Source organism: Flavobacterium sp. LAR06 (genome assembly GCF_041946075.1).
Lineage (GTDB): Bacteria > Bacteroidota > Bacteroidia > Flavobacteriales > Flavobacteriaceae > Flavobacterium.
In genome coordinates this window covers 610,025-630,645 of sequence record NZ_JAUTYT010000001.1, presented here as the reverse complement: position 1 = coordinate 630,645, position 20,621 = coordinate 610,025, and the positions used below count along the sequence as shown (strand labels likewise).

Sequence of the window (20,621 nt, the reverse complement as noted above, 5' to 3'; positions counted from 1 at the left end):
ACTGAACTCAAAAATATCAAATTTTAGTGTATTCTTTTCTTTCTTTAGATTTCCAAATAACCAAAGTTAAGCCAATTAAAATAAAAGGGATACTTAAAATTTGCCCCATGTTGATCAACATGTTATTCTCAAAACTCTCTTGATTTTCTTTAAAAAATTCAATTAAAAATCGAGCTAAAAATAGCAGTGCCAGAAAAGTTCCAAATAATAAACCGTTTGCTTGTTTTATTCTTTCTGATTTATACATCCAAAATAAAAGGGCAAAAATTAGCAAATAGGAAAATGCCTCATACAATTGCGTTGGATGCCTCGGAATCAAATCGTCTCTTTGAAAAACAACGCCCCAACTGCCATTTGTAGGTTTTCCATAGATTTCAGAATTCATAAAATTCCCCAGTCTGATAAAAGCTGCCGTAACCGGAACTCCAATTGCCATTCTGTCTAACAGTCCTAAAAAATTCACTTTATATTTTTTGCAATATAAAACGATAGCAATTAAAACACCGATTGTTCCACCATGACTGGCTAAGCCCTGAAAGCCAACAAACTTATAAACCCCGGCAATCTTCTGAATTGGCAAAAGTATTTCGATAGGATGTTTTAAAAAATAATCAGGTTCATAAAAAATACAATGTCCCAATCGGGCTCCCAAAATTGTACCTACAATTACATAAACCAGCAAACTATCCAGGTTATCTAATGGTAGCTGCTCTTTTTTATAAACATTTCTGACAATATAATATCCAAGTAAAAGTCCGGAAGCAAAAAGGGCACCATAATATTTCAAAGGAAAACTATCTGTTATCATAACAATAACCGGATCCACATTCCAATTTAAAATTCCGTCCATCTCTTGGTATTTTTTTTATTAAAGTTCCTATTTAAAACTGAGAAAACCTAACAAGTTTTAAAAACCTGTTAGGTCTAGTCTTAAGAACTATAAACTTAATTTATAATATCAAATCCGCAGTAAGGGCGTAAAACTTCTGGAATTACGATTCCTTCCGGCGTTTGGTAATTTTCTAAAATTCCTGCCAAAACTCTTGGCAAAGCCAATGAACTTCCGTTTAATGTATGTGCCAATTGGTTTTTTCCGTCTTTATCTTTGAAACGTAATTTCAGGCGATTTGCCTGGAAAGTCTCAAAGTTAGAAACTGAACTAATTTCTAACCAACGATCCTGCGCTGTAGAAAACACTTCAAAATCGTAAGTCAAAGCTGATGTAAAGCCCATATCGCCTCCGCATAAGCGTAAAACTCGGTATGGCAATTTTAATTCTTTCAAGATATCTTTTACGTGTTCCACCATTCCGTCCAATGCTGCATAAGAGTTATCCGGATGTTCGATACGCACAATTTCTACTTTATCAAATTGGTGCAAACGGTTTAATCCACGAACGTGCGCTCCGTAAGAACCTGCTTCACGACGGAAACATGGCGTGTATGCTGTATGTAAAACCGGTAATTCTGTTTCGTTTAAAATAACATCACGGAATAAGTTCGTAACCGGAACCTCAGCCGTTGGAATCAAATATAAATCATCAATAGTTGAATGATACATTTGTCCTTCTTTGTCTGGCAATTGTCCTGTTCCGTAACCTGAAGCTTCGTTTACCAAATGCGGCACCTGAACTTCATTATATCCTGCAGCTGTATTTTTATCTAAGAAATAATTGATTAACGCACGTTGCAAACGAGCACCTTTTCCTTTGTAAACCGGAAAACCAGCACCTGTAATTTTTACACCCAATTCAAAATCGATAATATCGTATTTTTTTACCAATTCCCAGTGAGGCTGTGCGCCTTCGTGTAAAACTGGAATATCACCTTCCTGGAAAACATTTAAATTGTCGTCCGGAGTTTTTCCTTCAGGAACAATATCTGCCGGAAGGTTTGGTAATGTGTATAGTTTATTTGTCAATTCGGTTGCTAAAGCTTCTGCTTTTTCGCCTAATTCTTTACTTTTTTCTTTTAAGGAAACTGTTTTTTCTTTTAAGATTGCAGCTTTAGATTTCTCTCCTGCTTTCATCAATTCCCCTATATCTTTGGATAATTTATTAGATTCAGCTAAAGTGTTGTCTAATTCAACTTGTGTTGCGCGACGATTTTCGTCTAATTGCACGACCTCTTCAACAACGCTTTTAGCATCGATATTTCGTTTTGCTAAAGCCTTGATTACTTTCTCCTGATTCTCTCTAATAAATGCGATTTGTAACATAGCTTTGTGTTTATAACTAGTATTTTTATATAAAGGAAGCAAATTTAAGGAAATGTTTGCTAAGAATACGACAAAGTTTAAAAGGAAAAAGTTATTTCGTAGTTGTCTCACAGAGATTCACGAAGGTTTCACAGCGATACACAAAGTCTTTTTAAAAAAATTTTATTCGAAATCGTATAATACTTTGTGTCTCTTTGCGGAATAAAAACAAAAAAAAAACGGAAACAGCCCCCAAGCTGTTTCCGTTAGCTAAATTTTCTATAAAGAGATTTAGCAAAATAGGATAAAATAATTTATCTTGTATAAACCGTGATAACACCGGCAGCATCTTTCACTTTTAATTCTTTAAGTGTTAGATTTACGATATCCTGAGTTTTAGTTACACCATTAATAACGGTAGTTAAATTATTGTGTGATCTGGAATAAATTCCTGATTGAACTGTTAATGCACAAGCAGTTGTACTATAATCTCCAACATGTGCTGTATTATCTAATTTTAGTTCCAAATAATCTTTGTTACATCCACTTTGATTCTCTGGCGCATCAATTAATTGTTCAGTTCCGCCAACAACAGTTCCTGTTTTGCTAAGATCCCATTTTCCTTCTAATGGAATTAGTGTTTCCCCTTCATTATCATCATTGCTGCAAGATGTTGAAAATAATCCAATACTAAGTATTAAGGCGAGTAATAAGCTTCTAGTTTTCATGTTTGATTTCTTTAAAATTAATAGTGCTAAATTAATTTTAAAGCATTCCAGATGTGTTACACAAATTCATCGATGATTTACATAATTTCTAGAAATTCGTAAGTTATTTCATAAAGTTACGTAAAAATAATATACGATACCACAACATGGGGACAAAATATTTAAGTATTTTCTTAATGAATCTATCTAAATCGTTTTACTTGCGCTCCACTAATAGTTCCTTAAGTTGATTTGCTTTTAAGTAGCTTGCCAGTCGGCCCGAAAGTAGTAAAACCTCTCTTTCCTCGGGAGCAATTCGTAATTTGGTTTGGACATGCGAGGCAAATTCATATAAGATAAGAATTTCACTGGCTGTTAATTCATCGAATTTCTCACGACTTAAAGTAGCCAGAATCACTTCGCCATCTTTGTCTTTTGTAAAACTGAGTTCTCCAAACTGATCAATTAATTCTTTTTTGAAGTTGGTATAAAATCGAAGCCAGGTTGAATAATCATCATCAGAATTTTTCAATTCGGTTACCAAATCTTCGTACTTCTGATCTTTCTCCATCTTTAATAAGTAATCCCGAAGCGTTGTAAAACCAATAACCTGATAATTCGAAACCGGAATTTTATAGCGGTCCATTAAATTTTCCACATCTCTGTCAAAAGTGATGTAGCGTGTTTGAACTGTGTATAGCGATGCGGTTTCAAAAAGAGAAATCAGCTTAATTTTTTGATCGCTGATATAAGGTTCTTTTTTTCCTTGCCCTAAACAATCAATAAAAAGGGCCCGTTTGTTTTTATTATCTACTTTAGAATCATTATTAAGTAATTCCACCAGGGTTTTATATCCCATATTATCCGACGCACCACCATCGATAATACATAATATTTTATCGTGATTTTTTACACCAAATTTCACTTTTGGCAAAACACCCGGAAAAGCGGAACTCGCTGTAATAGCATAGGTAACCGGGAAATTAAAACCATCATTTACTTCATTATGATTTAATGGAATTGAAGCTTTATTTGGTGCTAAAGAAGAATTCAAATTTAAACCGTGAATAATATGAGGCATAAACGGAATACGTTCTCCGTTGTTATAAGCTGTTCCGTTAGCTACCATCATGGGTAAACTCGGCGTGTTTTTACTTTCCTTTGGAACAAAAAAATCAGACATCAGCATTTGGGTTGAAAACTTATTTGGGTTATCAGGATTCGTATTGTCGTATTGCAGAATCTCCGAATCCAATCGCTGTGCCATCGAAATTTTATCGCCTTTTTCGTTTCGGCTATTGTTTAAAAGCGACAAAATCGTTGCCGATTTATCTACATAATCTTTAAAGGCATCGGCTTTTGAGAAATAAAACTCATTAAAGGTACAATTGTCGTGATTGAGTCTGTTTTTCAGAATCGTCAAATAATATCCTGCCGAATAACAGCCTCCGGAAACGGTTGAAAAATAATCGATTTCATTTAAGAAATTACGCTGCTGATAATTTTCCTGAATTTCCTCTAATCCCAAAAGAACGCCCATACTGAAAAACTGCGCTCTCGAACCACCGCCCGAAATGGCAATTCCCAGAGCAATATTGGGATTTTGAAATCGCGTATTACGTTCCTGAACCGATTTGTAGTCATTTAAAGAAACAGCTGGAATAGAACTGTAATTAATCTCCGAAAAAAGATTGATTTTATTTTGAGAAAAGCCTGTTTCAACAAGAAGAAAAAGCAATATCTGCACGTATTTATATCTCATTTTGAATCTATTTTAAATAACTGAAATCATTATAAGCAAAATTTAAGGAACCGGCAGAAAATTACCTATCAAAAACTGAACCCATTAAATGCAAAGCCTACATTTTAATGGGTTCAGAATAGTTTAATTTACAGTAACACTTTTTACAGGAGAGGATGTACAAGTACCTTTTCCTTCCTGAACAGTGATCTCTGCTTTTACTGAATAAGTTCCTGCAGCACTATACGTATGAGAAACCGTTACTCCTTCTACAGACGGCGTTCCGTCTCCAAATGTCCATTTTACGGATTTTAATGTTTTATCCCCAGTATATTCAACCGAAAAATTGATCTTTTTAGGATCAGTAGCATCTGCTGTATGTTTTACTTTTTGATATATCGATTCAGCAACACAGTCAATTCCTTTTTCAATGTCATCTTTCCCGCAAGAGAGATTTAAGGTTATTAATGCAACAAAACACAAAATTGCAGCCGTTTTTTTCATGACTTTAGTTTTTAGGTATTTTTTAAAAACGTATTCATACAAATATAAATAATATTATCCTTACAATTTTAGATTATTATCACCAAAAAGCCATTTTTACTCTATATTAAACAATCTTAAGATAATAAGACAGCTCATAAACGATAAAAAGTATCGCTAAAACGCTATGAAAAGTTTTATTATGAATTTTTATGGCCAATAAACAAAGTGCTACATGTGTCGCAATCCTGACATAATATTCGGTTTGATTGTATAAAAAGTAGTTTCCGCCTTTGATAGCCATATCAATCATATCGGCAATAAAACTAATGGCAAGAATCGCAAAAAACCAATTTTTACGGGAATAAAAATAATCTTCGTAACCGGTATAATCGACTAAATCATCAGGATACAAAATAGCACAGAGCAGATAGTAAATCAGGATATAACAGATGATAAAGAAGTAATCTATAAAATACCATTCCGTTATCAGCTTCAGATTAAACTCCCACCACCAAAAATGAATAATCAGCAAAAAAACATAAAACACCCAAAGCGAGTGCACAAAATAGATTTTCTTGCGTCCCGGATGCTGAATAAAAAGTACCGATCCTTTAATAAGATGGGTTAAACTCAACCCGAGACTAATCCCGATAATCGATTTGATGTGCGTTAGTTCTTCCATAAAAGCTAAACTTCATAAAGAACTAAAATTAAGCATTTTACCACAGAGACACACAAAGAATTTATTTAATCTCGTAAAGGCGCAAAGTTTAATTTTCTTTGTGTAACTCTGTGAAATTTCTTTGTGTATCTCTGTGGTAAAACCTTAAGCTCTCTTAATCTCATGCCCAACATATTCCTCCAAAGTAGCAAACATATCATCTACCGAAAGCACTTCGAAATCAGGGTGATTTTTCAGGAAATTAGCATTTAGCGTCACTAAGTTTTCTTCCAATTCATAAAAAGTATCATTATTCAAAGAATCGCGAACCGGATTCACGCCTTCGAATTTTCCACTCACAAATTTATTCAGCTTAACACTGCTCATCAATTTGACTTTCTTGCTTTGCTGCTGAAACAATTCCAGGTGTTTTTCAGCGCCAACCAAAGCCAGACCTTCCTCGATTAATTCGTTCAATTCTTTATTCCAACCCGATTTATAGACAAACTGCGCAAAATTTCCTTCGGCATATTGCGACCAGTAATAATCCAGATAATAACTCATCAAAGCATCCGGGTGAATAAATTCGTCATCGACACCTTCTTCACGCATTAAATTGATAACCGAAATATTAGAATGAATCACATCATGAAGATTTTCACTATTCATTGCCGTTTCAGAAACTATTATTCTACCGAATTCCTCCATTTGATTTTTGTTTTGAGATTGATTTGCAAATTTCAGTTAAATTAAAACAGAAAAGAAATACAATCTGATTTTATATGCCTTTCGCCCCGTCTGTATGCTGCTTTTCGTTCATTTTTGCCACTAAAGCTTTCAAACGCAAGGCGCGTTCTCTTTTCTCTTCTTGAAGTTTGGCTTTCTTCCGATTAAGTAATTTGGTATGTAAAGCCTTGTTTTTTGTGTTTTTTTCAGGTCCTTTTCCCATCATTTCTATGGTTTAGTACTTTATTTTGCAAATTTCGGTGAAATATTAATACGAATCAGAATAATTTTCTGGGCGATTTCCGCCCCGGTGGATCGGGCTATTCGCTGCAAGTCCTCGCACTTCCTTCGTCAGGCTGGAGGCTTTCCGCTGCTATCCCTAACGCTCACGGTTTCATAAGAAGATTTAGTTTTGTGAGATTATTTTGTACTATTAAATTGAGTATTTTAGCTCAAAACAATCAAACTTCTTATATGATTAGAAAATACTTTTTATTTCTGTTTTTAATATTAGTAGGATGTCAATCATCAAAAAAGAATCATGATTTTACTTTTTTTAAATGGAATATTCATCAATCTTATTATTTAAAATTCAATTCATCTGACACACTTTATTTCATTAATACCTATCCATTTGAAGAACAAACTTCTTTTACTATCCTAAATGAAGAAGAAAAAGAGAGAATCCAAAGCACTTTAGATATTATATCTTTTCCAAAAGAAAAAGAGTTTGCAAGTTCCGTTGATGACGGAGAAACTTTTGCTTTTGAATTAAAAAGCAAAAAGCAATCAAAGCAACTTAAAATTCATGGTCACCAAGGTCCAAATCAATTTTGGCTATTCGGAAAATCATTAGAAACAATTAAAGACCAGCATACTTTCATTAAAATCAATAAAAAGTTTGATTTAAGTGAATTTAATAAAATGATTCTTTCACCTGCTCCCTTAAATTGGACTTGCAATAACTGCCCGTAAAACAAACCTAACAAGTCAAAATAAATCAAAACAAAAATGAAGAATCTAAACCTAAAAAGAAATCAATTTGCCGTCAGCAAAGCTGAATTCACAACAGGAATTGTTCTAAAAAATGATGGCCTTTATTTTAAAAGTGGCGACAATCAAAATGATATCTATACAATATTCGAAACTTTTGACCTAGCTAAAGATTTTGCAATAAAAGAAGTTCAACAAAATCCTGAAATCGAATGTTGGATAAAAAACACTAGATCAGAAACTGTCTTTTTTATTGATAAAAATGGTGAGCGAAAATTTGAAAAAATAAAACATAAATATTTTTTGAACATACCAAAAAACCTAACCCTATTCTACATCTCAGGAATTCTTTCCATTATCGCAGGAATAATTTATGCGATAATACTAATAAACGGCAATTCCGCAGAAGATGGTTTAATGGGCATTTACATTTTGTTTTGCTTGATTCCGGTTTTGTTAGTTATATTGATTGATCGCCTTTTAGTCCGAAAGTTTGGCAATCAAAAAGTGAATAAAGTGCAATTCTCTTTTGTAGGATTTATTATGCTTTTATGGATTATTAGAGCGATTGCGAATTTGTAATTATTTTAAATCATGAAAAAAGGAATTTTATTAGTTGCGATCGTATTTACTTTCTTCGGATGCAAAAAAGAAGAAATGAACGAATTTCCGTTTGATAGTTTCATTTTGTCTGGCTCTGGACTGCGTCAAGACAATTCAATTAAGATTACAAAAAGTGATACAGTATATTTTCAAAGAAGATTTCCTGAACCCAAAGAAAACTTTTATGCAGTACTAAATAAACATCAAAAAACCCGGCTTGAGAAATTCTTTAAGAGTTTAAATTTTAATCCGTTTTCTACTTATTATCAACAAGAAAACATTGCAGATGGAGGAAGCTTACAGTTTGAAATTTTAAACAATAATAAAAGAAAATTAATTTTCATTTATGGTGGTACAGCACCCGATAAACTCTATGATGGCGATCATTTTTTAAGAAAATTTCAAAAAGAGCTTACCTTTATTAAAACGATAAAGCCTATTTATTTTGGTGATCAAGGACCTATTTTTGATCGCCCTCCATTGCCTCCTTCTTTAAAAAATAAATAAAAATGAACCCAACCTTCTTCGCAACCCAGGAAAAATTCAGAACATGGTTAGAAAAGCACTACGAAACTGAAACCGAGCTTATCGTTGGTTTCTATAGAGTGAGTACCAAAAAACCATGTATGACCTGGTCAGAATCTGTAGATCAGGCGCTTTGTTTCGGTTGGATCGATGGCGTTCGAAAATCAATTGACGGAGAAAGTTATACGATTCGTTTTACACCGAGAAAGAAAACCAGTATTTGGAGTGTAATCAATATTAAAAAAGTCGAAGTTCTCACAAAAGCCGGGTTGATGAAAGAAGCCGGAATAAAAGCTTTCGAATTAAAATCTGACGAAAGATCTAAAATTTACTCTCATGAAAATGAAGCGTATGTTCTCGACCCTGAGTTCGAAAAGCAATTTAAAGCCAATAAAATAGCGTGGGAATATTTCAACAATCAGGCGCCATCGTACAAAAAAGTAATAATTCACGTAATTATGAGTGCCAAACAAGAAAAAACCAGACTTTCAAGATTGGAGAAAGCAATAAAATTTAGCGAACAGCAGAAACGAATGTTATAAAGAATTAAAAAACAACAAAATTTATATGGAGATTTTACTCAAAATTATATCATTCGTCTTATTAGTTTCTTTAATCATTTTCCCGATTTTGGTCTTAAAACAATTACAAAAACGAAAAACTAAGAATATTTTCATTCCTTACCTCATGATCAGTCTTATAATCACTTTTATTCTCATTTTGATTATTGCCTGGTGGACTAATTTCTCCAATAAGCTTCTTCTTTCCCATTTGGGTTATGATTTCGAAGCTATGAACGATATTCAAAGATTTCAAGATGTTGCATCTGAAAACTTAGATACAGTAAAAAAGTTAAGAATAAGTACAATGGGAATTGGTTGGCCATTGAAGGCTTTTATGTTTTACCCTTTTTACTTCCCTTATCTTTTAATTGTATCTTTTGGTTCTTCTTTTCTAACAAGAATTAAACAAAAAAGTAATTAACGCTTCATTTTTGTTTGTTTTCTTTATAGTACTTTTATATAATATTACAAGCAATACTAAAATTGCAAAAGCGTTATATTATCCAAAAAAAAAGATAAACAATGGAAAACAGAACCACCTTACAATACTACGTTTTAGATGTATTCTCGAATAAAAGTTATAAAGGAAACCCATTGTCGGTTGTTTTTACAAATGGTGATTTAGAATTAGAAACCTATCAGAATATCTCAAAAGAATTTGGTTATTCTGAAACCTCTTTCGTTTATTATTCCACCAAACAAAAAGCACTTAACGTTCGTTCTTTCACACCAACAGGTTTTGAAATTGATGGTGCAGGGCATAATTTACTTGGGGCAGTTTGTGGTGCCTTGCTAAAAAGAATGCCCATTTTTGAGGAACAGAATGAAAGCGAACGTTTTGTAATGATGAACAACGCTCCTATTCCTTTAACGGTAAGTTTTGATCCGATTACACAATATCCTGTGGTCCAAATGCATCAAAAATCGGCGGTTATTAAACAAGAAATCCCGACTTATAGAATTGCAGTAGCGCTTGGTTTAAAAATTGAAGATTTAGATGTAAATGCCTTTGTTCCGACTATTGTCAAAACAGAAGTTGCCCATACGATGGTTCCAATAAAAAACAGTCAGGTACTCAATAGTATTGTGCCTGATAACCAGCTTTTAATCGAAATCTCAAAAGAATATCAATTTGAAGGATTTTATTGTTTCACCCTTGCCGATGAAAATCAGGAACACATAATCGAAACGAGATTCTTCAATCCCATAATCGGAATAAACGAAGATCCTGCTACAGGAACAGCTGCGGGTCCTTTAATTGGCTTTTTAACACAAAAGAAATTCACTAAATCAGAGAAAGAATATAAAATCCTTCAAGGTGTAAAACTAAAACAGGCCTCCATGATTGAAGTTATGAATCGTGAAGAAGATATTTTGGTTGGTGGTTCTTCGATTATTACGATGAAAGGCGAACTTTATTTATAAAAGATCATGAAAAACTTACTAATTTCAATTTCTGAAAAAGCAATTAAATATGAAGATTTCAATTTTACACCTGAACAAATTGAACACAATTGGCTCGGAACTATTCCTGCTTCAGAAAAACAAATAAGTGACGTTGAAAACAAACTTGGCATAAAATTACCTAACGATTACATTGAGTTTTTAAAAATAACTAATGGTTTTTCAGCTCCAAATCATATTGAGCCCAGTTTTGGATCAATTGAAAATATTGATTTTTTAAAAAATATTGATCCTTTTACAATTGAAGCATATGGTTTGCCTGAATTAGAAAATGCTATACTCGTTGCAGGCATCGAAGAAGAACAATATTTTTTATTACTGCCTCCAGAATCGAAAAATGAAGAATGGAAATATTGGAAATTTGCGAATTGGTATCCTGGCGAACATCCATTTGAAAATTTCAAAGCATATCTGGAAGATGTTCTTAGATTTATAACCAAAGAATATGAATCATAAAAATAATTATGATTTAGCACGCGCAAACACCCATGAGTTTTTCGCGGCACGTGAATATATTACTTAAATTAGATGTTTAAAAAAAACATTTAATGTTATGGAAACCGTTGAATTCGAGCAGCTCATTTCTGTAGGATGCGGAATAGATGTTCACAAAGATGTTATAGTTGCGACCATTCGCAAGAGTAACAAAGATTATCAAACCAAAAGCTTTAGCGCTTTTACAAGTTCATTGATAGATTTGAGGGATTGGTGTAAATCTGAAAGAGTCACCCATATCGCGATGGAAAGTACTGGAATCTATTGGAAACCATTATTTAATATTCTGGAAGAGGATTTTGAGATCATCTTAGTTAATGCTAGGCATATAAAGAATGTTCCTGGACACAAAACCGATAAGAAAGATAGTATTTGGATTAGTAAATTACTTTTAAGTGGTTTACTAAAGGGCAGCTTTATCCCGCCCGTTGAGATACGGGAATTACGAGATTTAATTCGCTACAGAAAGAAAAAAACGCAATTCATTGCGTCAGAAAAAAATAGAATGATCAAGTTTCTAGAAGATTGTAATATCAAATTAAGCAGTGTAGTTTCCGATACACAAGGAGCAAGTGCAACAAAAATGACTAATGATATTATTGATGGTAAAGATGATGTCATAAGTTTATTATCCCATGCGCATGGCAGCATAAAAGCCAGCAAAGAGGATATTGCAAAAGCCTTAACTGGAAGAATAACACCTCACCACCGTTTTATGTTAAAAATGATTCGAGAAACCATCGAAGAAAATGAAAAACTAATTAGCAAATTGGATCAACAGATTGATTTGAGTGTTGAAAAATATCAAGTAGAATTGCAGCTTTTACAAACTATTGATGGAGTTGGACGCGATACAGCAATTACTCTCATTAGCGAAATTGACACCGATATGAGTCGATTCGCAAACGAACATCATTTAGCCTCTTGGTCTGGATTAAGCCCTGGAAATAATGAAAGTGCTGGTAAAAAAAAAGCACCCGAGTCATCCACGGAAACAAATACATCCAATCCACTTTAGTTGAAGCAGCATGGGGAGCAACTAGAAAAAAGGAAGGCTATCTAAAAGGATTCTATCATCGATTACTAATTAAAAAAGGGAGTAAAAAAGCGTTAATAGCAGTAGGTCATAAAATTATCAAAGCAACGTATCATATTCTAAAAAACAAAGAAGAATACAAAGAACCATTGTTGCAGCTAGAAAAAACAAAAGAAAGAAATAAACAAAAAAACGTTCAAAAATTTGTTACCCAATTAGCTGGCCTAGGATTTAGTGTAAGACTAACTCCAACAGCATAAAGATAAATATAAGCTCGTAGCTTTTAATAGAATTATAAATCTGTGATAAAAATTGAGTCCTAACTGGATAAGCACAAACACTTGATGCAAAAATTAAGTAGTAATACAAAATTGGAAGCTCGAATATGAAAATTTACATTCTCTTATCCTTTTATAAATAAAAACAAAGAAGTTAAAGCTGTACAATTAAGCAATTACCATTTATTGAAGACTTCGAAATATCAGATCAAAAGACTAAAATTAGATTTTTAGCGAGTTTTTATTGGAGTAAAAAAAATAAAACACATATGAAAAGCTGCATTAAATAATGCAGCTTTTTTATATCAACCAGAGAATTAATTCGTTTTCATTGGCGGTAAATCAAACGCAACTGAATCGTGTTCGAAGTTATTTCTATGTCCACCATCGCAAAATGGTTTGTTTGCAGATAATCCGCAACGGCAAAGTCCTAATGCAGATCTTCCCTGAAGTCCGTAAACTGTTCCTTCTGAATCCATGATTTCAAAATCTCCTTCGATTTTGATTGATCCGTTTTTATTGATGATAAGTTTTGTCTTGCTCATAAGATTGTCTTTGTTTTTTTTCAGGGCAAAGGTTGCAAAATATATCTTTATTTATAAGCGGTAAACGTAGTTTAAACTGGTTCTATTTAAACTACGTTTCTCCATTTTTAGACAATATGATTTACTAATGATGAGGATGTTTCAGAAAGATAAAGGATAGAAATGGTATCTGATTTTAAATTAATTAGGACAATATCATTGAGACATTATTTTGTAGATTTGAGAAATCATTTTATCCAAATTATCAACCACTTATGAAAAAACACTCCTTTCTAATAACATTTGCCCTTCTTTTTAGCTTAACCTCTGTAACTAACAAAACAAATTCAGTCGAAGACGATTGGATAAATTTACTGGACAACGGCCTTAGTAAATGGGATATGTATCTAAGTTACAAACACCAAAATGGCTATTCCGGTAAAGTCCCAACGGATGCTAATGGAAAAGAAATAGAGCCTATTGGTTATAATAAAAATGTAAACAATATGTTCACGGTAATTCAGGAAAACAACGAACCGGTACTTAAAGTTTCCGGGGAATATTATGGTTGTGTCTTTACCAAAGAAGATTTTAAAAACTATCGCCTGAAGTTAAAAGTTAAGTTTGGAACTAAAAAATGGGAGCCCAGAACCGAAAAATTGATGGATGCCGGTGTGCTGTATCATTCGCAGGGGAAAGCGGGCGTAGATTACTGGCGTGCCTGGATGTTATCGCAAGAATTTCAAATAATGGAAGGCCATTTTGGCGATTATTGGAACATTGCTAATTCGGCCATTGACATCAAAGCTTATATTCCCGAAGGAAGCATGTGTGCCGTAGCCGATGAGGATCAGCAATTTATTCCGTTTGGGACACATACTGAAAATACAGGGTTTTGCATGCGAAAAATGAGGGCTGAAACACCAAATAACGGTTGGACAGAAATAGAATTGGTTTGTTTTGAAGGAAAAAGTCTTCATATCATAAACGGTAAAGTAGTAATGGTTTTGCAAAATTCCCGTTATTTTGATGGTGAAAAATTTATGCCTTTAACCGAAGGAAAAATACAATTGCAAAGCGAAGCTGGTGAAGTTTACTATAAAGACATCAAAATAAAACCAATAAGCAATATGCCTGTTGAGTTTGAAAATTATTTCAAATAAATAGAATCCCCGACCCCGATTACCGGACGAATTGAGCATTTTTCTAAAAAAAATAATTGTATTTACAGAATCTTGTCATTTCAAATGACAAACAGTGCAACTAATCGTTGACTTTAAATTAAACTTTGCGGCTCTGCTCCTGATGGCTATCGGGATTGCGAGATTAATTCGCTTTGCTTTAAAAAACTTATTGAATCTCTGTGGTTTTCTTCGTGCAACGCTGTGAAATTGCTTGCGAATCTCCATGTAATAACAAAATCTCAATTCTATTGCTTATTTTTGCACTCAATAAAATTGAGTTATGATACAGAATCCAAAGAGATATACTATTACGGCAGCCTTACCTTACACCAACGGACCTATTCATATTGGGCATTTGGCGGGGGTTTACGTGCCTGCAGATATTTATTCGAGATATTTAAGATTACAAGGAAAAGATGTTGCATTTATCTGCGGAAGCGATGAACATGGTGTTGCAATTTCGATGAAAGCAAAAAAAGAAGGAGTTACGCCACAAGAAGTTATTGATAAATACGATGGAATTATCAGAAAATCATTTGCTGATTTCGGAATTTCGTTTGATAATTATTCTCGTACTTCGGCTAAGATTCATCATGATACGGCTCAGGAATTCTTCAGGACTTTGTATGATAACGGTGATTTTATTGAAGAAGTAACGGAACAATTGTACGATGCAAAAGCAGATCAGTTTTTGGCGGATCGTTTTGTAGTGGGAACTTGTCCGAAATGTGACAATCCGGAAGCTTATGGCGATCAGTGCGAAAAATGCGGATCGACTTTGAATGCAACCGATTTGATTAATCCGAAATCGACCATTACCGGAGAAACTCCTATTTTAAAAGAAACAAAACACTGGTTTTTACCTTTAGACAGATATACTGATTTCCTAACAGAATGGATTTTGGTTGGGCATAAAAACGACTGGAAACCGAATGTTTACGGGCAAGTAAAATCCTGGGTTGACGGCGGATTGGAGCCTCGTGCGGTAACGCGTGACCTGGATTGGGGAATTGATGTTCCGGTTGAAGGTGCCGAAGGAAAAAAATTATACGTTTGGTTTGATGCGCCTATCGGATATATTTCGTCTACGAAAGAATGGGCGGCGCGCGAAGGAAAAGACTGGGAACCATATTGGAAAGATGAAGAAACGAAATTGGTTCACTTTATCGGGAAAGACAATATCGTTTTTCACTGTATCATTTTCCCTGCAATGCTGAAAGCTGAAGGAAGCTATATTTTACCTGACAACGTTCCGGCAAATGAGTTTTTGAATTTAGAAGGAAACAAACTTTCGACTTCTAAAAACTGGGCTGTTTGGTTGCACGAATATTTAGAAGAATTTCCGGAAAAACAAGATGTTTTGCGTTATGCATTAACTTCAAACGCACCAGAAACTAAGGATAACGATTTTACGTGGAAAGATTTCCAGGCAAGAAACAACAACGAATTGGTTGCTATTTTCGGGAATTTCATTAATCGTGTTGTGGTTTTAACCAACAAATATTATGAAGGAGTTATTCCAGCGCCAAACGAATTCTCAGAAGTTGACGAACAAACTTTAGCCGAATTAAAAGCGTATCCGGCTGTAATTTCAAGTTCAGTGGAGCGTTACAGATTCCGTGAAGCTTTAGGTGAGTTGATGAATGTGGCCCGTTTAGGTAATAAATATTTGGCAGACGAAGAGCCTTGGAAAGTGATGAAAGACAATCCGGAGCGTGTAAAAACGCAAATGTATGTGGCGTTGCAAATTGCTACTGCTTTGAGTGTTTTGGCTGAACCATTTTTACCTTTTACATCGGCTAAACTTTCCAAAATCCTGAATTTAAGTGATCTTAAAGAGCATTTTGAAGGATTTAGCAAGTTTCTTAAAGAGAAAAATCGTGATGCAAAAGACATCATTATTGATAAAGTACTAGGTTGGAATGATATTGCTGAAAACTCAGATTTAATTCCGGCAGGACACAAAATTGGCGAAGCTGAATTGCTTTTTGCTAAAATAGAAGACGAAGAAATACAAAAACAAATAGATAAATTGGAAGCTACAAAAACAGCCAATCTTGCAGAAAGCAAACAGCCGGAACCACAAAAAGATTTGATTCAGTTTGAGGATTTCGCTAAAATGGATATTCGCGTTGGAACTATTCTGGAAGCAGAAAAAATGCCAAAAGCGAATAAACTTCTGGTCCTTAAAGTAGATACCGGAATTGACGTTCGTACTATCGTTTCTGGGATTGCTGAAAGTTTTTCTCCTGAAGAAATTATCGGAAAACGTGTTTCTGTATTAGCAAACTTAGCTCCAAGAGCTTTACGTGGTGTAGAAAGTCAGGGAATGATCTTGATGACTACAAATGCTGAAGGGAAATTGGTTTTTATCAATCCGGATGCTGACGCTCCTAATGGCGAAACGGTAAACTAAAGTTTTATACTACTATAAAATGGCGTGAATCGATTAAGAACTTTAATTGATTCACGCTTATTTTTTCTAATAAAGGAAAAATAAAACATTCACCAATTAAAATAAAATTGATCAGCCCTAAAATGTTAAAAAAAGCACTAATAATCGCTCTATCTTTAAGCAGTTTCATCTCATTTTCACAAGAAGTAGTAAATTATACTTCTGTTGCATTAAAAAAAAACAGAGATGTTTTTCAAATCGTAAATAATGATAAAAAAGAAACCACATTATTCATTAGTGACAAGCAAAAAGTTAAAGCCGTATTGCTAAATGCAAAAATGCAGATTATCGATAGTATCTCCAGCGAAAGACCTGATAAAAACAAATATGACGACATGATTGGTTACAATACCAATGCTGCGAATACAAGATTATACTGGTCCTCTAGCGACCACAAACAAATTTTCTCTCAATTATACGATTTTAACTCTCGAAAAGTTATTATAAGTCAATATACGCTTCCTCTGAAAAATGAAAAATACCTGCAATCTTTTAGTTCAAAAGACAAATTCTACCTCCTAACGGTTTTTAAAGAGAGTAATATTCTTAATCTTCATATTTTCGATCAGAATGGTAAATACGAAGCAAAAACAGTTGATTTAAACAACTTTCATTTCTTCAAAGGTTATTATACAAAAACGAATCTTTATGGTGTTTTTGAAGAGAATCTTCCTTTTTTTGAACCATCATTTTCTTTACAAAATATTCGAATTGAAAACCCAACGTCTATTGCCGATGGTGCTAAAAAGAGAAAATGTTATTTTAAAGAAAATGAATTAATCATAACGCTTGATAGTAATATTGACTATACTCAAATGCTTATAATTGATTTAAAAAAATTCGTCGCTTCAGAAAAAATCATCAACAAACCGACAATTCCAATTGTTTATCGATCTAGTCTGAACTCAAATTCATTTTACTTTGATAATAAGTTATATCAGATAAAAAGCTCATCAGACTCATTTTTCTTTACGATAAAAGATCTTGACGGAAATACAATTAAAGAATATCATGTTACTCCAGATACAGCAATTGTTTTCAAAAACTCAGAAATCTATCAGGAAGGTGGCAGTTTTGGTGGAAAAAGAATTTTAGAAAACAGTTCGCAATTTATTAGAAAAATAAACAATTTATATTCTGGAATTTCTTGTTATCATATTGGAGAAAACACGCTGATTACACTTGGCAGTGTTTCTGAAATAAAGCAATCTGGCCCGCAAGTTGCTTTAAGTGCCTTTGGTTTAGTTGGTGCTGCCGCAGCAATAGCAATTACTTACTACAATCCAACAATGGAGAGTTTTAATTCCTATTCAAACCGAAAAGTAGTCAAAATAGAATGTTTATTTGATCAGGATAATAATCACGTCGAAAAAGAGCTGAAACCGTTAGCCTTCGACAAAATTAGAACCTTTTTTGATGACAATACTGATGTTTCATCGCAGACATTATTTAAAATGGATGCTAATTACTATTTAGGTTATTACGACAATAAGGCCAAAGAGTATGTCATCAGAAAATTTGCTGACTAAAAAATCACTTCCCGGCTTTAAAACTCGGGATTTTTTTCTTTTAAAAATTGCTTTAGATTCAGTAAATTGTAACCGATCAGGCACGAAAAACAGATAAATAATGAAACTCACCAAACCAAGATTAGCCTTAATCTGCGGAATACTTTGTATTTCAATTTTTCCGATATTGGTTAAACTGAAATTAGCTCCTGGATTAATTTCCGCTTTTTACCGCATGTTTTTTGCGGTCATTTTGCTTTTGCCTTATGTAATTATCACTAAGAACTTTAAACTTCCAAAAACTAAGTTCTTACTTTTGGCGATGCTTTGCGGTGTTTTATTTTCTTCTGATGTTGCGGTTTGGAATATCGCCATTCAGGATTCGAGTGCCACGCAGGCTTCTTTGCTGACGAATTTATCGCCGCTTTGGGTCGGAATTGGTTCCTTTTTCTTTTTGAAGGTTAGACCGGCAACTAATTTCTGGATAGGCACAATTGTTTCTTTATTCGGAATGGTGACTTTGGTTGGTTTTAGTTTTTTTATGGAATTGAATTTTGATCAGGCTTTCTTATTTGCGGTTTTATCTGGTATTCTATATTCAATTTATCTTTTGGTCAGCAAAAATGTACTTTCAGAAGTTGATGTTTTGTCGTTTATGACGATTAGTTTATTGGCGTCGAGTGTTTACTTGGGAATTCTTTGTTATTCGCTGGATCAGCCTTTTACCGGATTCTCAAATACCGGTTGGTTTGTGCTGGTTTTGCAAGCTGTAATTTGTCAATTGTGTGCCTGGCTGTCGATCAGTTATGCGACACAACACATGCGCGCGACCAGAGTGTCACTGAGTTTATTAAGTCAGGCTGTAATAACTTCAATATTAGCTTGGTTGTTTTTAGAAGAACAAATAACTTTACAGATGGTTTTCGGTGGAATCATTTTGCTTCTCGGAATCAGAATAACTTTTTACGACAAGACTATTTCGTTAAAAAGATTATTCTCTAAGGATTGAGAAATGGCACGCGGATGACGCGGATCGACGCAGATTTTAAAAGAATCTTTAAAATCATTTTAATCTGTGGCAAAAAACCTGAAACCTGAAACAAAAATAAACTTGAAACAAAATTCTATGTTACATAAAAGCAAAATACCCAATTTAAAAGTAATTGCATTTGATGCAGATGATACCTTATTTGTAAACGAACCTTATTTTCAGGAAACGGAGCATAAATTTTGTGCTTTGATGGAAGATTATCTTTCGCATCAGGGTATTTCGCAGGAATTATTCAAAATTGAAATTGCCAATTTACCTTTGTATGGTTACGGAATCAAAGGTTATATTCTATCGATGATTGAAGCGGCGATGAATATTTCGAACAATACGATTCCGATAGAAGTCATTGAAAAAATCATTCAATACGGAAAAGAATTACTTGAAAAACCTATTGAACTTCTTGACGGAATTGAAGAAACTTTACAGGCTTTACATGGAAAATACAAATTGGTTGTGGCTACAAAAGGCGACTTAAAAGACCAGCACAGTAAATTGCATCGTTCAGGTTTAGGTCATTATTTTCACCATATCGAAGTGATGTCAGACAAACAGACGATTGATTATGAAAAATTATTGGGTCGTTTAGACATTCAGGCGAGTGAATTTTTAATGATTGGAAATTCTTTAAAATCTGATGTGTTACCTGTTTTGGAGATTGGAGGTTACGCCGTTCATATTCCGTTTCATACTACGTGGGAACACGAGAAAATTAATCATAAAGTAGAGCATAATCATTTTAGTTCTTTCGAAAAAATATCTGAAGTGCTCCCTAATTTATTATAATGAAAACACTTTTAGACTTAGAAAACTGGAATAGAAAAGAACATTTCGTGCATTTTAGCGGAATGGAAGAGCCTTTTTTTGGCGCAACCGTTGAAATTGATTGTACCAAAGCCTATCAAGCGGCAAAAAGTCTTAAGGCTTCCTTTTTTATTTATTACCTGCATAAAATATTAGTAGCTGTAAATACGATTGAGAATTTTAAATATCGAATTTCAGAAGGCAAAATCTACATTAACGATCGTGTTGATGCCTCGGCAACCATTGGTCGTGAAGATGGGACTTTTGGTTTTTCTTTAATTGAATATAATAGCGATTTTACAGTTTTTGAGCAGACTGTTTTGGCAGAAATCGAACGTATTCAAAATACAACCGGAATCTTTACAAGAACTTTTAACGATGACAATGTGATTCATTTTTCTGCTATTCCGTGGCTAAATTTCACATCACTTTCTCATGCAAGAAGTTATACCTTCCCGGATAGTTGTCCTAAAATTTCATTTGGAAAAATGATGACTTCTGAATCCGGAAAAAGAACCATTGCTATGTCGGTGCATGTGCATCATGGTTTAATGGATGGTTTACACGTTGGACAATTCGTTGACACTTTTCAAGAGCTAATGAACTCTTAATGTTCATCTTACC

At 33.8% G+C, this 20,621-nt stretch carries 23 protein-coding genes; 14 read left to right on the top strand and 9 right to left on the bottom strand.

The genetic code is table 11. The features are described 5' to 3' along the window. Positions 1 to 16 precede the first annotated feature (16 nt). The 8 genes from lgt to Q7C23_RS02730 form a co-directional block, all read right to left on the bottom strand. The gene (gene lgt / locus Q7C23_RS02765; RefSeq protein ID WP_375031067.1) at positions 17 to 850 is read right to left on the bottom strand and encodes a prolipoprotein diacylglyceryl transferase; all 834 of its coding nucleotides are present in this window, start codon (positions 848 to 850) and stop codon (positions 17 to 19) included. Positions 851 to 945: 95 nt separating this feature from the next. Continuing rightward, a complete protein-coding gene (gene serS, locus Q7C23_RS02760) occupies positions 946 to 2,217 on the bottom strand; it encodes a serine--tRNA ligase (RefSeq protein WP_375031066.1) in 1,272 nt (423 codons plus the stop codon). A 293-nt stretch (positions 2,218 to 2,510) separates the two neighbouring features. Beyond that, on the bottom strand, positions 2,511 to 2,924 hold the full coding sequence (locus Q7C23_RS02755; RefSeq protein WP_375031065.1) for a lipocalin family protein: 414 nt from the start codon (positions 2,922 to 2,924) through the stop codon (positions 2,511 to 2,513). A gap of 196 nt (positions 2,925 to 3,120) precedes the next feature. After that, positions 3,121 to 4,665, bottom strand: a complete 1,545-nt coding sequence (locus tag Q7C23_RS02750; RefSeq protein WP_375031064.1) for a patatin-like phospholipase family protein — start codon at positions 4,663 to 4,665, stop codon at positions 3,121 to 3,123. Positions 4,666 to 4,788: 123 nt separating this feature from the next. After that, positions 4,789 to 5,148, bottom strand: coding sequence for a PKD domain-containing protein (locus Q7C23_RS02745; protein ID WP_375031063.1), 360 nt, complete (start codon positions 5,146 to 5,148; stop codon positions 4,789 to 4,791). 106 nt (positions 5,149 to 5,254) lie between these two features. Then, a complete protein-coding gene (locus Q7C23_RS02740) occupies positions 5,255 to 5,812 on the bottom strand; it encodes a hypothetical protein (RefSeq protein ID WP_375031062.1) in 558 nt (185 codons plus the stop codon). 144 nt (positions 5,813 to 5,956) lie between these two features. Continuing rightward, the gene (locus tag Q7C23_RS02735) at positions 5,957 to 6,499 is read right to left on the bottom strand and encodes a hypothetical protein (protein ID WP_375031061.1); all 543 of its coding nucleotides are present in this window, start codon (positions 6,497 to 6,499) and stop codon (positions 5,957 to 5,959) included. Between the two features lie 70 nt (positions 6,500 to 6,569). Next, entirely contained in the window at positions 6,570 to 6,743 is a 174-nt protein-coding gene (locus Q7C23_RS02730) for a hypothetical protein (RefSeq protein WP_375031163.1), read from the bottom strand. 248 nt (positions 6,744 to 6,991) lie between these two features. On the opposite strand from Q7C23_RS02730, the gene Q7C23_RS02725 reads away from it, so the two are divergent. From Q7C23_RS02725 to Q7C23_RS02690, 8 genes are all read left to right on the top strand, one after another. Next, complete coding sequence (locus Q7C23_RS02725) at positions 6,992 to 7,492, top strand: hypothetical protein (RefSeq protein ID WP_375031060.1); 501 nt, start codon at positions 6,992 to 6,994, stop codon at positions 7,490 to 7,492. A gap of 36 nt (positions 7,493 to 7,528) precedes the next feature. Next, entirely contained in the window at positions 7,529 to 8,092 is a 564-nt protein-coding gene (locus tag Q7C23_RS02720) for a hypothetical protein (protein ID WP_375031059.1), read from the top strand. 12 nt (positions 8,093 to 8,104) lie between these two features. Further along, the gene (locus tag Q7C23_RS02715; RefSeq protein WP_375031058.1) at positions 8,105 to 8,620 is read left to right on the top strand and encodes a hypothetical protein; all 516 of its coding nucleotides are present in this window, start codon (positions 8,105 to 8,107) and stop codon (positions 8,618 to 8,620) included. A 2-nt stretch (positions 8,621 to 8,622) separates the two neighbouring features. Further along, a complete protein-coding gene (locus Q7C23_RS02710; protein ID WP_375031057.1) occupies positions 8,623 to 9,180 on the top strand; it encodes a YdeI family protein in 558 nt (185 codons plus the stop codon). A 25-nt stretch (positions 9,181 to 9,205) separates the two neighbouring features. Continuing rightward, positions 9,206 to 9,622, top strand: coding sequence for a hypothetical protein (locus tag Q7C23_RS02705; protein ID WP_375031056.1), 417 nt, complete (start codon positions 9,206 to 9,208; stop codon positions 9,620 to 9,622). 101 nt (positions 9,623 to 9,723) lie between these two features. Beyond that, positions 9,724 to 10,626 (top strand): PhzF family phenazine biosynthesis protein, encoded by a 903-nt coding sequence (locus tag Q7C23_RS02700; RefSeq protein ID WP_375031055.1) that lies wholly within the window; start codon positions 9,724 to 9,726, stop codon positions 10,624 to 10,626. Positions 10,627 to 10,632: 6 nt separating this feature from the next. Beyond that, positions 10,633 to 11,121 (top strand): SMI1/KNR4 family protein, encoded by a 489-nt coding sequence (locus Q7C23_RS02695; protein ID WP_375031054.1) that lies wholly within the window; start codon positions 10,633 to 10,635, stop codon positions 11,119 to 11,121. A gap of 97 nt (positions 11,122 to 11,218) precedes the next feature. Continuing rightward, positions 11,219 to 12,178, top strand: a complete 960-nt coding sequence (locus Q7C23_RS02690) for an IS110 family transposase (RefSeq protein WP_375031053.1) — start codon at positions 11,219 to 11,221, stop codon at positions 12,176 to 12,178. A gap of 613 nt (positions 12,179 to 12,791) precedes the next feature. Here Q7C23_RS02690 and Q7C23_RS02685 read toward each other — a convergent pair. Next, positions 12,792 to 13,019 carry a CDGSH iron-sulfur domain-containing protein gene (locus Q7C23_RS02685; protein WP_026984188.1) on the bottom strand — a complete coding sequence of 76 codons (228 nt, stop codon included), beginning with the start codon at positions 13,017 to 13,019 and terminating at the stop codon, positions 12,792 to 12,794. Between the two features lie 254 nt (positions 13,020 to 13,273). On the opposite strand from Q7C23_RS02685, the gene Q7C23_RS02680 reads away from it, so the two are divergent. The 6 genes from Q7C23_RS02680 to Q7C23_RS02655 all read left to right on the top strand — a co-directional run bounded on the left by Q7C23_RS02680 (position 13,274) and on the right by Q7C23_RS02655 (position 20,608). After that, positions 13,274 to 14,161 carry a DUF1080 domain-containing protein gene (locus Q7C23_RS02680; protein ID WP_375031052.1) on the top strand — a complete coding sequence of 296 codons (888 nt, stop codon included), beginning with the start codon at positions 13,274 to 13,276 and terminating at the stop codon, positions 14,159 to 14,161. 301 nt (positions 14,162 to 14,462) lie between these two features. Further along, on the top strand, positions 14,463 to 16,598 hold the full coding sequence (metG, locus tag Q7C23_RS02675; RefSeq protein WP_375031051.1) for a methionine--tRNA ligase: 2,136 nt from the start codon (positions 14,463 to 14,465) through the stop codon (positions 16,596 to 16,598). A gap of 122 nt (positions 16,599 to 16,720) precedes the next feature. After that, positions 16,721 to 18,166 (top strand): hypothetical protein, encoded by a 1,446-nt coding sequence (locus tag Q7C23_RS02670; RefSeq protein ID WP_375031050.1) that lies wholly within the window; start codon positions 16,721 to 16,723, stop codon positions 18,164 to 18,166. Between the two features lie 100 nt (positions 18,167 to 18,266). After that, positions 18,267 to 19,154: a DMT family transporter gene (locus Q7C23_RS02665; protein ID WP_375031049.1), complete on the top strand. Its 888-nt coding sequence runs from the start codon at positions 18,267 to 18,269 to the stop codon at positions 19,152 to 19,154. A gap of 117 nt (positions 19,155 to 19,271) precedes the next feature. Further along, positions 19,272 to 19,979 carry an HAD family hydrolase gene (locus Q7C23_RS02660; RefSeq protein ID WP_375031048.1) on the top strand — a complete coding sequence of 236 codons (708 nt, stop codon included), beginning with the start codon at positions 19,272 to 19,274 and terminating at the stop codon, positions 19,977 to 19,979. Next, a complete protein-coding gene (locus Q7C23_RS02655) occupies positions 19,979 to 20,608 on the top strand; it encodes a CatA-like O-acetyltransferase (RefSeq protein WP_375031047.1) in 630 nt (209 codons plus the stop codon). Before Q7C23_RS02660 ends, Q7C23_RS02655 begins: the two co-directional genes overlap by 1 nt. The last annotated feature ends 13 nt before the right edge of the window (positions 20,609 to 20,621 follow it).